This is a genomic window from Sphingobium sp. TomMM15 (genome assembly GCF_055397045.1).
Window position 1 is genome coordinate 389,782 of record NZ_AP027314.1, and the last position, 14,776, is coordinate 404,557.

The following is a 14,776-nucleotide window of genomic DNA, read 5'->3' on the forward strand; positions in this document are numbered from 1 at the left end:
GGACGGGGGGATCGGCTTTGCGGATCCTCCCATCACGCCTTTCCCTCTATAAAGTCGCTTCGATTTCCCGTGCGGCCATATCAGGATTTTCCGCGAGGCTGATCGGCCGTCCCACGACAAGGATCGATGCGCCCCGATCCAGTGCTTCCCGAGGTGTGACCGCGCGCTTCTGATCACCCAGGGCGCCGCCTTGTGGCCGGACGCCAGGCACAACGAAAAAGCCATCGGGCCAGGCACGTTTGGCTAGCGCGACTTCTTCCCCGGAACAGACGATGCCGTCCAGTCCAGCACTCTGCGCCAGGTCGGCAAGCCGTGTCACCTGATCTTCAGCCTTGCCGCCCACCCCTATATCCACAAGGTCGCTATTATCCAGGCTGGTGAGCACGGTTACCGCGACGACCTTTGTATTGACGCCCGCCGCTGCTTTTGCATCCTCCAACATGGCGCGCCCGCCCGCCGCATGCACGGTGAGGATCGCTGGTTCGAGGCCATGGAGCGCCTGAACCGCCTTCGCGACCGTATTCGGGATATCGTGCAGCTTCAGGTCGAGGAAGATCGGCAGATCGAATTTCATCATTTCCCGCACGCCGTGGTGGCCATGTGCGCAGAAGAATTCGAGCCCCAGTTTCAACCCGCCTACATGTCCGCGCACACGCCGGGCCAGATCCTGGGCTTTGGTGAGGTCGGGCGTATCAATGGCGACGTAAATGGGGCTGCTCATGCTGTTCCTGTAGCGGGTAGGGAAGGAGAAGAAATGGAAAGGTCGTCGGCGATGCTGGCAGGCGGTAAGGTGGGAGCAGCCGTGGCGGTTGCCGCGATCAGCGCCCGCTCCGTGCTTTCCAGCTTCCTCTTCATCCGCCAACGCGTGGTGCGGGCCATGATCCAGAAGGGAACGGCGCCCACCAGAAAGGCGATGAGTATGGGAAACCAGATACGCGTCTCCCACACGATGTCGCCCCATATCTTGATTTCGGTAGGCCGGTTGTTCGCCTTGCAGAACAGGGCAATCGCGACGGCCAAGACAACCCAGAAGGCAGTCCGCAGGAATTGCATTCGGCATGTCCTCTAGCTGATAATCGAACCAGCTTAGGCCATTTCGGCGTAGTTCGGAAGCGCCTCGTCGGATTTGCTGGTGTTGGGAGGACAGAAAGTCGCCCCACTGCATGCCGGAACCCTTGTGCCCGCCTGCGCATTTTCCTTGCGGCAAGGAGGTTCAGGACATGGCGGCGCGCGCATATTGGCAGGGACAAATCAGGCTGGCCCTCGTGGCCATTCCCGTCGAAATCTATGCGGCCACCAAATCAGGCGCCCAGATAGCCTTCCATCAGATTCACGAACCCAGCGGCAAGCGCGTGCGCTACGAAAAGACCGTTCCCGGCCTTGGTCCGGTCAAGCCCGAGGACATTGTGAAGGGCTATGAAGTCAGCAAGGGCGACTATGTCCTGCTTCAGCCCGAGGAGATTGATGCGGTCAAGCTGGACAGCAAGAAAACGCTCGAACTGACGCAATTTGTGGACGCTGACGAGATCGACGTCCTCTATTATGAGCGGCCCTATTATGTCGTGCCTGCAGATGATCTTGCCGAAGAAGCGTTTATCGTCCTGCGCGAGGCATTGCGGCGCGCGAAGAAGGTTGGATTGGGCCAACTCGCCATGCGCGGCCGGGAATATATCGTTTCGCTAAAGCCTTGCGGGCGGGGTATGGTGCTGGAGACGCTTCGCTATGCCGATGAGGTCAATCGTGCCCAGTCCTACTTCCGCGAAATTGAGGATGTGAAGCCCGATCCGGAACTGCTCGACCTTGCCGAAGCGCTCATCGAAAAGAAGACTGCGCCTTTCAAACCCGACAGCTTCCACGACCGTTATGTCGATGCGCTTGAGCGGCTGATCGAAAAGAAGAAGAAGGCCAAGGGCCGTCGCGTCATCGAGGACGAGGATGAGGCTCCGGTCAAGCGCAGCGGCAACGTGATCGATTTGATGGCGGCGCTGAAGAAATCCGTCGATACCGGGGCGAAACGCGCGCCCGCCAAGAAACCGGCCGCGCGGCGCACCGCCAGCAACAAGGCTGTCACGCGCAAGCGGGCATGACATATGGCCGAAGCCGACCCCCTCAAGGAATATAATCGCAAGCGCGATTTCACCCGAACGAAGGAACCGGCGGGCAAACGGACGCGCACGAGCGGCAACAGCTTCATCGTGCAGAAGCATGATGCCACGCGTCTACATTATGATTTCCGGCTGGAAGTGGATGGTGTCCTGAAAAGCTGGGCGGTGACACGCGGCCCTAGCCTCGATCCCGCCGACAAGCGCCTTGCCGTTCGCACGGAAGATCATCCGCTATCCTATGCGAGCTTTGAGGGCACGATCCCAAAGGGGGAATATGGCGGCGGCACCGTGATGCTGTGGGATGAAGGCAGTTGGGAACCGGTCCCCGGAAAAAGCGCGAAGGATCTGGAGAAAGGACATCTTCACTTCATTCTTCACGGCCAGCGGATGAAGGGAGAGTGGCTTCTGATCCGCCTGAAACCCCGGCCCGGCGACGGGAAGAGGGAGAATTGGCTCCTCCGCAAGATCGACGATGCCTATGCTGGCCCCGCCGAGGATCTGGTCGGGCGTGAACTGACCAGCATCACGAGCGGCAGGACCATGGGCGAGATTGCCGCCAACGCGCCAGCCATCTCGTTAAAGGGTAAGCGCGGAAAGGCTTTCGATGCCGCCATGGACCAAGCGAAGAGGGCGACGCCGGTTCAGCCTTCCGCCAAGCGCCGCCGACAGGAAAAAGTACCGCCATTTCAGGCGCCACAGCTCGCTACGCTGGTCGATGCTGTCCCCACGGGCAATGGTTGGCTGCATGAAATCAAATATGACGGTTATCGCACCTTGGTCAGTGTTTCCGGCAGCCGCGTTCAGCTGTTCACGCGCACGGGCCTCGACTGGACTGACCGCTTCGCGCCACTGGCGAAGGAAATTAGCGGCATGAACCTTCCGCCCATGCTGATTGATGGAGAAGTCGTCGCACTGGGGGCGGACGGAAATCCGGACTTTTCCACATTGCAGCAGGTGTTGAAGGGCGAGGGTAAAGGCGCCCTCCACCTCTTCGCCTTCGATCTTCTTTCACTGGAAGGAGAGGATCTGACATGGCAGCCCAACATCGCCCGTAAGGAAGAGCTAGCGGCACTACTAGGTCAGGGGAGCGCACATGTGCATTTTTCTGATCATATTATCGGCGCTGGCGAAAAGCTGTTCCGGACGATGTGCGAGGCTGGACAGGAAGGCATAATCTGTAAGCGGGCCGATGCGCCTTATCGGGGCGCCCGAACGAAGAACTGGCTCAAGGTCAAATGCACCCGCCGACAGGAATTTGTGGTTGTCGGATGGACTCCCAGTTCCGCAAGTGGGCGAGCGATCCGTAACATCCTTCTAGCGCAGAATGATGATCAAGGACTCGTCTACGCGGGCAAGGTCGGCACTGGTTTCAATGCGCGGAACAGTGATCGACTGCTTCGCCAACTGAAAGCACTAGCCCGCCAATCCCCTGCCTTGAACGTACCACGCAGCGAAACTCGGGGTGCCAAATGGGTGTGCCCTGACCTGGTGGCTGAAATCGCCTTCGCCGAGTTTACCAGCGACAATGTCGTGCGCCACGGCAGTTTCCTTGGGCTTCGCGAAGACAAGAAGGCGGGCGAAGTAGCTCGGGAGAAGGTGATGGCTGTGCCCGAACAGGAAAGCGACGTTCATGTCTCAAATCGTGACCGGCTGATCTTTCCGGAGGCGAAGGTGACCAAGGGGCAGTTGGCTGACTATTATGAAGCAGCCGGGGCGATCATGCTGCCCTGGATTGCGCATCGCCCGATCAGCCTGGTGCGCTGCCCACAGGGAAGGGCGAAGAAATGCTTTTTCCAAAAGCATGACAGCGGCAGTTTTGGTGACCATGTGAAGCACGTCCCCATTCGCGAGAAGGACGGTGATGAGCAGGACTATCTTTATGTGGACGATATTGATGGGCTAATAGCTTGCGTTCAAATGGGTACGATTGAATTCCATGGCTGGGGTTCCCGGGTGGAGGATGTCGAAAAGCCTGACCGGCTGATCTTTGACCTCGATCCGGACGAAGGTCTCGACTTTGAGGATGTGAAGAAGGCCGCCCGCGACATTCGCCGCACGCTTGAGGACATAGGGCTCACCAGCTTTCCCATGTTATCCGGTGGGAAGGGCGTGCATGTGGTTGTCCCGCTTACGCCCGAAGCCGAATGGCCGCAGGTCAAGGATTTCGCAGACCGCTTCGCGAGGGCACTTGCCGCCGCCGAACCCGATCGTTTCACGGCAACGATGAGCAAGGCCAAGAGGAAGGGCCGGATTTTCATCGATTGGCTGCGCAATCAGCGGGGGGCTACGGCGGTGCTTCCCTATGTCGTCAGGGCGCGCGAGAATGCTCCGGTGGCGGTGCCCGTCAACTGGAACGAACTGGAGGATATTGATCGGCCGGGGGCTTTCACTATCGCGGACGTGGATGAATTGATCACCCGCGCGGCATCACGAGAGATGCGGGGATGGGGAGAAGCGCGGCAGACGCTGCCCGATTATTGAACTGATATCTGACAGCTATCTTTTCTCTGGCGCGACCTTGTTGCATAAGCCGATTCACCATGACCAAGTCCGACAAAGACGCGCCCGATGCAGGCGCCCCCGAACAGGCAACAGAAGCAAAGCCCGATCTGGCAACGGCTGCACGAAAGACAGCGGGCCGAGGCGTATGGATGGGCACCGCAGTCGGCATAGGATCGGCCGCCATCGTTGCAGCGCTTCTGTATACGAATAAAAAACGCGGCTGATTGATTGGCTAAAAGGGAGGCGGCATGGCCTTCGCTCCACGCCGCCTCATGCTGTGACCCATAGACCGGGTTCTTGTCAGCTTCGATAATAGTGGCGCGGTGATTAAGCGGCGCCGCGGCTCAGATAGGTGATGAGTTCGGGCTTGCTCACTGATGTGCTTTTGTCCGCATCAGCTGTCTTGAATGCGCCATCAGCCCAAGTTGTGACGTCAGCGGCGGATAGTTTTTCACCGCTGCTTTTCATCTCCTGATCCTTGAGCGCAACCATCCAGCGTGAAAACTCGGCTTTGTCGAGTTGACCGTCTCCATTGGCATCATAGGCCGGGAATTCGCTATCGACGATGGATGCGACGGTATCGGCCGGTGTCGCCGCCGGGCTTTGAGGAGATGTGCTCGCACCTGCCTGTGGGCTACCGGGCACAGAGCCAACCTGTCCGATGGCCGGAACGGCGGCAGTCAGCGCAACAGACAATATAAGGCCGCGTAACATCACTTTCTCCCTCGGCAGCGGTCGAGCAGGTCAGTTGCTCGATAGCTTGACCCATGAATACATGAGTGACGACTGTGTTTCCTGAATATCCATTCAGAGTCGGCAATTCGCCTGCGAAACCGGCTCATCCCGTCCTTGAACGCTGCGATATTCGGGGTAAAAAGTTGCTGGTACAGACGCGCGAACCCAAATGAGGGCGCGATTTGCCCTTGAATGGCTGGACTGCTAGGCGGCGCGCGAACTTTTATCAGCAATCAGGATTCGTTCGATGGTCCCGCGCTACGCCCGCCCGAAAATGACAGCTCTCTGGGAGCCCGAGGCTCGATTTCGCATTTGGTTCGAGATCGAGGCGCACGCCACCGAAGCGCTCGGTGAATTGGGCGTGGTGCCCAAATCAGCTGCTAAGGCGCTGTGGGACTGGTGGGCGACCAACCCGACCATAGATGTGCCAGCGATCGACGCCATCGAGGCCGTCACCAAGCATGACGTCATCGCCTTCCTGACCTGGGTTGCTGAACAGGTCGGCGACGAAGCGCGCTTCATGCATCAAGGCATGACCTCTTCCGACGTGCTGGACACCTGTCTTGCTGTGCAGCTTTCCCGCGCGGCCGACATCCTGATCGAGGATCTGGATCAGCTGCTCGACGTCATCAAGCGCCGCGCGTTTGAACATAAATTGACGCCGACGATCGGGCGCAGTCACGGTATTCATGCCGAGCCGGTCACTTTCGGTCTCAAGATGGCCGAGGCCTATGCCGAGTTCAGCCGGTGCCGGACCCGCCTCGTCGCGGCGCGTGAGGAAATTGCGACCTGTGCTGTTTCCGGCGCGGTGGGCACGTTCGCGAATATCGATCCGCGTGTCGAAGAACATGTCGCGGCCAAGCTGGGCCTGGCGGTCGAACCCGTTTCGACCCAAGTCATTCCCCGTGATCGCCACGCCATGTTCTTTGCCACCCTGGGCGTTATCGCAAGCTCGATAGAACGGCTGGCCGTCGAGGTCCGGCATCTGCAACGCACCGAAGTGCTGGAGGCGGAGGAGTATTTCTCCCCCGGCCAGAAGGGCAGTTCGGCAATGCCGCACAAGCGCAATCCGGTTCTGACTGAGAATCTGACGGGCCTTGCGCGCATGGTGCGCAGCTATGCGCTGCCCGCGATGGAAAATGTAGCCCTGTGGCATGAGCGCGACATCAGCCATTCGTCGGTTGAACGCTATATCGGTCCTGACGCTACCATCACGCTCGACTTTGCTCTGGGCCGTATGACCGGCGTCATCGACAAGCTGCTCGTCTATCCCGAGCGCATGATGAAGAATCTCGATAAGATGGGCGGTCTTGTTCATTCGCAGCGGGTGTTGCTGGCGCTGACGCAGGCGGGCGTTTCGCGCGAGGACAGCTATCGCTATGTCCAGCGCAACGCGATGAAGGTCTGGGAATCGGATGGCCAGCTTTCGCTTCTGGAACTGCTGAAGGCCGATCCGGACGTGTCCGCAGCCCTTACCGCTGATCAGATCGAAGAGAAATTCGACCTCGGCTATCACTTCAAACAGGTGGACACCATCTTCCGCCGAGTGTTTGGAGAGGCCTGATAGGCCTTTAAAAGCTCATATGATAAAAAGGGCGCGGGAACGCGCCCTTTTTTATGTGCTGTCGGGATGCAGCAAAAAACTACGGGCGGTCGGCAGCAGCACATGTTGCGCGGCTGACGCCTCTGTGGCTTTTGATATGAAAAGAAATTGGTCGGGGAGAGAGGATTCGAACCTCCGGCCCCTGCCTCCCGAAGACAGTGCTCTACCAGGCTGAGCTACTCCCCGACCGATAGCGGCATTGCTTGCAACGCCGCTGGGCAGGCGGGGTCTATAGAGGGGGCTTTTCGGGCTGGCAAGCGGCTGGGGGTGCTTTTTTTGACATGGTCATAATAGGCCTGCCGCGCGAAAGCTGAACTGGTTCGCGGTGCCCCGGATTATATGATCGGCAAGCTTGACCTCCATGGGCCGGAAGCGGCGAGCAATGGTTCGTGACAGGCGAATGTCGCTCCAACATGGATAGGGGGAGCATTGGTCGGGGCGATGCTGTTCGATTGCCAGCCAGTGGCTACCGCGCAGCAACAGTTCCTGCACGATACAACGCCAATCTTCATTGCTATCCACGCGGTGCACGGGGCGCCAATCATCGTCGAGGACCAGGAATTGCATGCTTGCGGTTATAGTCATTACGACAGGATGCGGCCGGGCCGATCAGTGATCACTGCCAACTGTCTCCACTGTGGAGGGGAAGGCGGGTAGAATGATCCGAAGCGAAAGCAAGATTGGCTAGCGGCTGTTCGCTCGGCTAAAGCGGGGGCGGCGAGTTTGGAATCGTCGCAGCAGGAAAGAACCCCCGTTGACCAGTACCGTCACCCCGGCCGAAGCGCATTACGAACAGCAATATCTGGACCTGATGCGCCGTATCTGGACGGAGGGGGACGAGCGGATCGACCGAACCGGAGTGGGCACGCGATCTCTGCTGGGCGCGAGCATGCGTTTTTCGCTGGCTGATGATGCGGTGCCGTTGCTGACGACCAAGCGCGTTTACTGGAAAGTGGCGGCGCGGGAGATGCTGTGGTTCCTGACGGGCGATACCAATATCCGTGAGCTTGTGCGTCAAGGGGTGCATATCTGGACGGACTGGCCGCTGGATGCCTATCGCAAGGCTACAGGCGAGGACATTAGCCGGGACGATTTTGAAGCGCGGATTATCGAGGATGCGGCCTTTGCGGGACGGTGGGGCGATCTGGGGCCGGTCTATGGGGCGCAGTGGGTGAACTGGCCGCGCTATGAAGCGGTTGGTGACGGGCTGTTCCGGCGGGCGGAGAAGGGGCATAACCAGATTGCTGAACTGGTCGAGGGGATCAGGAATAACCCGGGGTCGCGGCGCTTGCTTTTTACCGGGTGGAATGTTGCGGAAGTGGCGCAGATGGCTCTGCCGCCTTGTCATATGACCTATCAGTTCCAGGTGTCGAATGGGCGGCTCAACGGGCTGCTGTTCCAGCGCAGTTGTGACCTTGGCCTTGGATTTGCGTTCAACATCTTCGGGCTGTCGATGATCACGCGGATGTTGGCGCAGCAATGCGATCTGGAGCCGGGGGAAGTCGTTTGGCACGGTGGTGACGTGCATCTTTACCTGAACCATGCCGCACTGGTTGAGGAGCAGATCGGCCGGACGCCGGAAGGTGCCCCGAAGCTGAAGATAAAGAGGCGGCCGGAAAGCATTTTCGATTATCGGATCGAGGATTTCGAAGTGGTGGATTATGCGCCGCAGAGTCACATTGCGGCGCCGGTGGCGGTTTGAAACCAAGAAGGAAATAGCGAGAAACGGAACTCTTGCTTTTTGCGAGCGTTGTAATATTATAATTGCGATAAGCAATAATATTGCAAATGCGAGTAGGAGGCAGGATGGGCGACCGGGAAGGTTCGGGCGCTGAGAGGCCGGTCGCTAAAGGCGGCCAAACAGGCGACGGCGGCGATCGCGGCGGAGAGCAGCTTTCGGCGGACGGCCGGAACCTGCCGCCATTGCGGTTGCATGTGCCGGAACCTCAATTTCGGCCAGGCGATGAAGCAGATTTCAGTCATTTCGACATTCCCCCCGCCGGAACCTCGCGCAGGCCCGATGAGGCCGCGGACGCGGGTACGATGCGGGAAATGGCCTATGACCTTGTCCGCGTGCTGGATGAGGAAGGGCGCGCGGTGGGGCCGTGGGACCCGAAGCTGCCACCCGAGATGCTGCTCCGCATGCTGCGCGGTATGGCGCTGACCCGCGCTTTCGATGGCCGCATGTTCCGCGCGCAGCGGCAGGGCAAGACCAGTTTTTACATGAAGTCGACTGGAGAGGAGGCGGTGTCGATCGGCGCGGCGGCGGCGCTGGCGAGCGATGACATGTGCTTTCCCAGCTACCGCCAGCAGGGGATATTGATCGCGCGCGGCTGGCCGCTGGTCGATATGATGAACCAGATTTATTCGAACAAGGGCGACCGGCTGAAAGGGCGGCAGCTGCCGATCATGTATTCAGCGCGGGAAGCGGGGTTCTTCTCGATATCCGGCAACCTTGCCACCCAATATCCGCAGGCGGTGGGCTGGGCCATGGCGAGCGCGGCGCGCGGTGACACGCGGATCGCGGCGACATGGTGCGGGGAAGGATCGACGGCGGAGGGGGATTTTCATTCCGCCTGCACTTTTGCCAGCGTGTATCGCGCGCCGGTCATCCTCAACGTCGTCAACAACCAGTGGGCAATCAGCAGCTTTTCCGGCTTTGCGGGCGCGGAGGCGACGACCTTCGCGGCGCGGGCGATCGGCTATGGCATTGCGGGGCTGCGGATCGACGGCAATGACGCGTTGGCGGTCTATGCCGCGACACGCTGGGCAGCGGATCGGGCGCGGGCCAATCATGGGCCGACGCTGATTGAGCATTTCACTTACCGGACCGAGGGGCACAGCACGTCCGATGATCCAAGCGCCTATCGGTCTGCGGACGAGGGGAGTCACTGGCCGCTGGGCGACCCGATTGCGCGGTTGAAGCAGCATTGCATCGCGATCGGCATCTGGGACGAGGAACGGCAGGCGGCGATGGACAAGGAACTGGCCGAGCAGGTGCGTGAGGCTGCGAAGGAAGCGGAGAAGAACGGGATTTTGGGGCATGGACTCCATCAGCCGATGGAGAGCATGTTCGAGGATGTGTTCGAGGAGATGCCCTGGCATCTGCGGGAGCAGCAGCGGCAGATGCTGGATGAAGCGAAGGCGGCTGGGTTGTGAGGGGGGGTGGTTCCTTTTTCCTCGCCCCTTCAGGGGTCGGCCAGAGGCACGTGACTCTGGCCGAGATAACGGAGCTTGCTGGCTTGCCAGCTAGCGGAGGTTGGAGAGGGGGCTGCGTCGCTCTCCCCGTCTCCCAGCTTCGACTAGGCGGCAAGCTGCCAAGTCTTCGCAACCCTCTCCCCCAAAGAGGGCGAGGGGAATGACTGACACCCGCCAGATGAGTATGATCCAGGCGATCAATAGCGCTCTCGACGTGATGATGGAGCGTGATCCCACTGTCGTCGTGATGGGGGAGGATGTCGGCTATTTCGGTGGCGTTTTCCGGGCGACGGCGGGGTTGCAGAAGAAATTTGGCAAGAACCGAGTGTTCGATACGCCGATCACCGAGACCGGGATCATCGGTGTTGCGGTGGGCATGGGCGCCTATGGGTTGCGGCCGGTGCCGGAAATCCAGTTTGCCGACTATATCTACCCCGCGCTCGACCAGTTGGTGAGCGAGGCCGCACGGCTGCGTTATCGGTCGGCGGGGGAGTTTATCGCGCCGATGACGGTGCGGTCGCCCTTTGGCGGGGGGATTTTCGGGGGGCAGACGCATAGTCAGTCGCCCGAAGGCATCTTTACCCATGTGTCGGGGATCAAGACTGTCATCCCGTCGACCCCCTATGACGCCAAGGGGCTGCTGATCGCCGCGATCGAGGATAATGATCCGGTCATCTTCTTCGAACCCAAACGCATCTATAATGGGCCGTTCGATGGCCATTATGATCGGCCTGCGAAGAGTTGGGCGGGGCATCCCGGGGCGATGGTGCCGGAGGGCTATTATCGGGTGCCGCTGGGGCAGGCGCGCACGGTGCGGGCAGGCGAGGCGCTGACCATCCTCTGCTACGGCACGATGGAGCATGTGATCGAGAGCACTGTCTTGGAGATGGGCGTGGATGCCGAGATCATCGATCTGCGGACGCTGGTGCCGCTGGATATCGAAGCGATCGAGCAGTCGGTGAAGAAGACCGGCCGCTGCCTGATCGTGCATGAGGCGACGCGGACCAGCGGCTTTGGCGCGGAGTTGAGCGCACTGGTGCAGGAGCGGTGCTTCTATCATCTGGAGGCGCCGATCGAACGAGTGACGGGTTTCGACACGCCCTATCCGCATAGTTTGGAATGGGCCTATTTTCCTGGGCCGGTGCGGATCAGGGAAGCGATCAACAAGATAATGAGGGATTGAGCGATGCCCCTGTTCACGTTCAGGCTACCCGACATTGGCGAAGGCATTTCCGAGGCGGAGATTGTTGGCTGGCATGTGAAGGTCGGCGACCGGGTGGAGGAAGACCAGCCTATCGCCGACATGATGACTGACAAGGCTACGGTCGAGATGGAGAGCCCCGTCGCGGGGGTGGTGTCGCGGTTGGCCGGGGAGGCGGGTGAGCAGGTCGCGATCGGGGCCATGCTGGTGGAGATTGAGGTTGAGGGGGAGGGGGAGGTCGCTTCCGTTGGGGAGGCTCCGATGCCTTCGGAAGAGGTGATTGAGGCGGAGACGGCGGGAAGGCGCGAGGTGGCTGGTTCGTCGGTGAATGGGATTGTTTCGTCGGTTGAGCGGGTTGAAGCTGCGGGGGAAGGATCCTCTTCGCAGGATAAGGCTGAAAAGCCCTCTCCCCTTCAGGGGAGAGGGTTGGGAGAGGGGGAGCTAGGCGAAACGTCCGCGGGAGAAAAAGCTGAAAAGCCCCTCCCCTTCAGGGGAGGGGTTGGGGTGGGGGATCAGAGGGATATGCCCAGTTCGCAGGGCAGCCCCCTCTCCCCAGCCCACTCCCCTGAAGGGGAGAGGGAGCAGGGCGGTCCGTGCCTCCCAGCGGTCCCGGAAGGGGAGAGGGAGAAGGTGCTCGCCTCACCGGCCGTCCGTGCTCGCGCCAAGGAACTCGGGATAGACCTCGCCCAAGTGAAGCCCACCGGCGATCATATCCGCCATTCGGACCTCGACGCTTTCCTCCTTTACGGCGCTGGGCAGGGCTATCGGCCTGCGGGGCAGCGCGCGCGACGGGAGGATGAGGTGGTGAAGGTCATCGGCCTGCGCCGCCGGATTGCCGAGAATATGGCCGCGTCGAAGCGGCATATTCCGCACTTTTCCTATGTCGAGGAAATCGACGTCACCGAGCTGGAGCGGATGCGCGCGCAGTTGAATGGCGAGCGCGGGGATCGGCCGAAGCTGACGATGTTGCCGCTGTTGATCGTGGCGATTTGCCGTGCGCTGCCGGACTTTCCGATGCTGAACGCCCGCTATGATGATGAGGCAGGCGTTGTGACCCGTTTTGGCGCGGTGCATATGGGGATCGCGACGCAGACGGACGCGGGATTGATGGTGCCGGTGATCCGGGACGCGCAGGATCGGAATATCTGGCAGTTGGCGAGCGAGATCGGGCGGCTGGCAGAGGCCGCGCGGTCCGGCAAGGCGAAGGCAGAGGAGCTTTCCGGATCGACTCTGACGCTGACGTCGTTGGGTGCGCTGGGCGGGGTAGCGACGACGCCGGTGATCAATCGGCCGGAGGTGGCGATTATTGGCCCAAATCGGGTGATCGAGCGGCCGGTGTTTCGTGGGCGGGAGGTTGTGGCGGCGAAGCTGATGAACCTGTCGATCAGTTGTGACCATCGTGTGGTGGATGGATGGGATGCGGCGAGTTTTGTGCAGGCGGTGAAGCGGTTGCTGGAGACGCCGGTGTTATTGTTTGCGGAGTGAGTGAATATACGCCCCTCCCTTTCAAGGGAGGGGTTGGGGTGGGGGCGAGCGAAGCGAGCCAGCAACCGATCGAAAAGGCAGAACGCCGCTGGCGCGGCGACCCACCCCCGTCCCCTCCCTTGAAAGGGAGGGGCTTTTTTTGGTTCACCGCATTGTCGCCCGGTAGCTCAGACGCGCGGTCTCGCCCGGCGACAGGCGTGTGGGGCTGGTCCAGCGAATATGGGTGATGTCGGCGGGAACGGCCCTGCGGACGCCGCCTAGCGGGGTGGGCAGCCAAAGCTCGTCCAGGCGGCCCCAGCGTTGGCCGCCGTCCACCGATACTTGCATCGATGGATCGGGCGCCGTGAGGAGGGTGCCACGGGGAACGGCGTTGGTGAGGGCTATGCCCTGAACTGGTCCGCGCCCTTCGTTTCGACAGTTGACGACGAAGAGCAGCTGGTCGCCCGGCGCCGCGCGCGTGGCGCTGGCGAGGGTGCGGCGGGCGCGGCCGTTGATGTCGGTATGGACGCGCTCCACAAACATCTGGGTTTCCATGCGCAGGTCCGTACGGGCCAGTGATGTGGCGGGCAGCATCGCCCATCCAGCCATGCCCAGCAGCGCCAGTTTACGCATCATCCGTTCAAAGCCCCGATCCCCGTTTCGCTATTGCTTAGGACAGGGGAGCGAAAATTTGGTTAATGGGCCTTAGTCATGTCAGGGCCGATGAATGAAATTGACGGGCTGTGGCGGGCCGGTACACATTGTCGACATGCGGGCAGGATCGATCGTTCAGTGACACCTCATGAACAGCTGGAAATCAACCGGCGGCGGGATCGGCTGCTGGCGTCGATCGCGCTGACGACGGGCGTTGGGCTGCTCCTTGCCTTGCCCTTTGCCTTGCGCGAGGGGGCGGAGTTTTTCCTGCCACTGACGGCAGCGATCGTGATCGCCATTGCGCTGGTGCCGTTCCTGGAATGGATGGAGCGGCGTCGGGTGCCTTCGGCCGTGGCGGCGCTGGCGGCGGTGATTGCGTTCCTGGTGGTGGCGAATACCGCGCTGGTGCTGATCGTGGTGCCGGCGACCGACTGGTTCAGGCTGCTGCCGCAGCGCTTGCCCAAGATTCAGGACAATCTGGCGCCGCTGATCGACTTTTATTCCCAGTTGCAGCATTTCGTGGATGAAACCGTGCAGATGCTGGCGACGGGGCCTGTGGCGGCGGCCCAGACGGCGGCGGTGGATGCTCCGCGATCGCTGTTGCAGTTTGCCGCGACCTCCGCGCCTTCCGCGATCATCCAGATGGTGTTCGCGCTGCTCATCATCTATTTTTTCCTCGCCGGTTGGACGCGGCTGCGGCGGCGGACGATCAACAGCCGGGGCAGCTTCGACGGCGCGATGGCGGTGGCGCGGGTGATCCAGAATGTGGTCGATGCGACGTCCGCCTATGTGTTGACGATCGCGACGATCAACCTGTGCCTTGGGCTGGCGGTCGCGTTTGCGCTGTGGTTGATTGGCATGCCTTCGCCGCTGATGTGGGGCGGGATCGTCGCGCTGCTGAATTTTGTGCCCTATTTCGGGCCGATGCTGGCTGCGGCCTTGTTGGCGCTGGGCGGCCTCATGGTGTTTGACGATGTGTGGCGGGCGCTGGCGCCTGCGGTGACGCAGATCGGCTTTCATCTGGTGGAGGCGAATGTGATCACGCCGATGGTGCTGGGGCGGCGGTTGACGATGAACCCGCTGCTGATTCTGGTGTCGCTGACCTTTTGGGGATGGGTGTGGGGTACGCCGGGCGCGCTCCTGGGCGTGCCTTTGCTGATCATCATCCAGACCGTGGTGGGGGCTGCTGGAACCCCGGATATCGCCGGTTTCCTGTTCGAGCGCGGGACGCTGACGGTGGCGCTGCGCGAAGAAAATGACGAGAAAGAAGAAAGTGGCGAAAGAGCCGGTTGACAGGTCCGGCGGTCCCGCATA

The 14,776-nt window shown here is 60.9% G+C and carries 14 protein-coding genes and 1 tRNA gene; 9 read left to right on the plus strand and 6 right to left on the minus strand.

What is annotated here, in order from left to right:
• Positions 1-46 precede the first annotated feature (46 nt).
• Both pyrF and ACZ51H_RS02125 read right to left on the minus strand, forming a co-directional pair.
• On the minus strand, positions 47-721 hold the full coding sequence (pyrF, locus tag ACZ51H_RS02120; RefSeq protein ID WP_464802304.1) for an orotidine-5'-phosphate decarboxylase: 675 nt from the start codon (positions 719-721) through the stop codon (positions 47-49).
• Positions 718-1,053, minus strand: a complete 336-nt coding sequence (locus ACZ51H_RS02125; RefSeq protein ID WP_449471517.1) for a hypothetical protein — start codon at positions 1,051-1,053, stop codon at positions 718-720. Before ACZ51H_RS02125 ends, pyrF begins: the two co-directional genes overlap by 4 nt.
• A 167-nt stretch (positions 1,054-1,220) precedes the next feature.
• On the opposite strand from ACZ51H_RS02125, the gene ku reads away from it, so the two are divergent.
• The 3 genes from ku to ACZ51H_RS02140 are packed head-to-tail and all read left to right on the plus strand — an operon-like array spanning position 1,221 to position 4,831.
• Positions 1,221-2,087: a non-homologous end joining protein Ku gene (gene ku / locus ACZ51H_RS02130; protein ID WP_464802305.1), complete on the plus strand. Its 867-nt coding sequence runs from the start codon at positions 1,221-1,223 to the stop codon at positions 2,085-2,087.
• A gap of 3 nt (positions 2,088-2,090) precedes the next feature.
• Complete coding sequence (gene ligD / locus ACZ51H_RS02135; protein WP_464802306.1) at positions 2,091-4,586, plus strand: DNA ligase D; 2,496 nt, start codon at positions 2,091-2,093, stop codon at positions 4,584-4,586.
• A gap of 59 nt (positions 4,587-4,645) precedes the next feature.
• Entirely contained in the window at positions 4,646-4,831 is a 186-nt protein-coding gene (locus ACZ51H_RS02140; RefSeq protein ID WP_449471522.1) for a hypothetical protein, read from the plus strand.
• A 103-nt stretch (positions 4,832-4,934) separates the two neighbouring features.
• Here ACZ51H_RS02140 and ACZ51H_RS02145 read toward each other — a convergent pair whose 3' ends face one another.
• Positions 4,935-5,321: an EF-hand domain-containing protein gene (locus ACZ51H_RS02145; RefSeq protein WP_464794429.1), complete on the minus strand. Its 387-nt coding sequence runs from the start codon at positions 5,319-5,321 to the stop codon at positions 4,935-4,937.
• A gap of 268 nt (positions 5,322-5,589) precedes the next feature.
• Between ACZ51H_RS02145 and purB the strand changes: the two genes are divergently transcribed.
• On the plus strand, positions 5,590-6,906 hold the full coding sequence (purB, locus tag ACZ51H_RS02150; RefSeq protein ID WP_464802307.1) for an adenylosuccinate lyase: 1,317 nt from the start codon (positions 5,590-5,592) through the stop codon (positions 6,904-6,906).
• A 148-nt stretch (positions 6,907-7,054) separates the two neighbouring features.
• Here the strand turns inward: purB and ACZ51H_RS02155 are convergent.
• Positions 7,055-7,131, minus strand: a tRNA-Pro gene (locus tag ACZ51H_RS02155).
• A 99-nt stretch (positions 7,132-7,230) separates the two neighbouring features.
• Positions 7,231-7,512 (minus strand): JAB domain-containing protein, encoded by a 282-nt coding sequence (locus ACZ51H_RS02160; RefSeq protein WP_464794479.1) that lies wholly within the window; start codon positions 7,510-7,512, stop codon positions 7,231-7,233.
• Positions 7,513-7,756: 244 nt separating this feature from the next.
• On the opposite strand from ACZ51H_RS02160, the gene thyA reads away from it, so the two are divergent.
• From thyA to ACZ51H_RS02180, 4 genes are all read left to right on the plus strand, one after another.
• A complete protein-coding gene (gene thyA / locus ACZ51H_RS02165) occupies positions 7,757-8,647 on the plus strand; it encodes a thymidylate synthase (RefSeq protein WP_464772575.1) in 891 nt (296 codons plus the stop codon).
• Between the two features lie 104 nt (positions 8,648-8,751).
• Entirely contained in the window at positions 8,752-10,104 is a 1,353-nt protein-coding gene (locus tag ACZ51H_RS02170) for a thiamine pyrophosphate-dependent enzyme (protein WP_464802308.1), read from the plus strand.
• Between the two features lie 217 nt (positions 10,105-10,321).
• Positions 10,322-11,326, plus strand: a complete 1,005-nt coding sequence (locus tag ACZ51H_RS02175; RefSeq protein WP_464802829.1) for an alpha-ketoacid dehydrogenase subunit beta — start codon at positions 10,322-10,324, stop codon at positions 11,324-11,326.
• 3 nt (positions 11,327-11,329) lie between these two features.
• Positions 11,330-12,829 (plus strand): dihydrolipoamide acetyltransferase family protein, encoded by a 1,500-nt coding sequence (locus tag ACZ51H_RS02180; RefSeq protein WP_464802309.1) that lies wholly within the window; start codon positions 11,330-11,332, stop codon positions 12,827-12,829.
• Positions 12,830-12,973: 144 nt separating this feature from the next.
• On the opposite strand, the gene ACZ51H_RS02185 is transcribed toward ACZ51H_RS02180, so the two are convergent.
• Positions 12,974-13,441: a hypothetical protein gene (locus ACZ51H_RS02185; RefSeq protein WP_449474600.1), complete on the minus strand. Its 468-nt coding sequence runs from the start codon at positions 13,439-13,441 to the stop codon at positions 12,974-12,976.
• Between the two features lie 159 nt (positions 13,442-13,600).
• Between ACZ51H_RS02185 and ACZ51H_RS02190 the strand changes: the two genes are divergently transcribed.
• Positions 13,601-14,755 carry an AI-2E family transporter gene (locus ACZ51H_RS02190; protein ID WP_464802310.1) on the plus strand — a complete coding sequence of 385 codons (1,155 nt, stop codon included), beginning with the start codon at positions 13,601-13,603 and terminating at the stop codon, positions 14,753-14,755.
• Positions 14,756-14,776 lie beyond the last annotated feature (21 nt).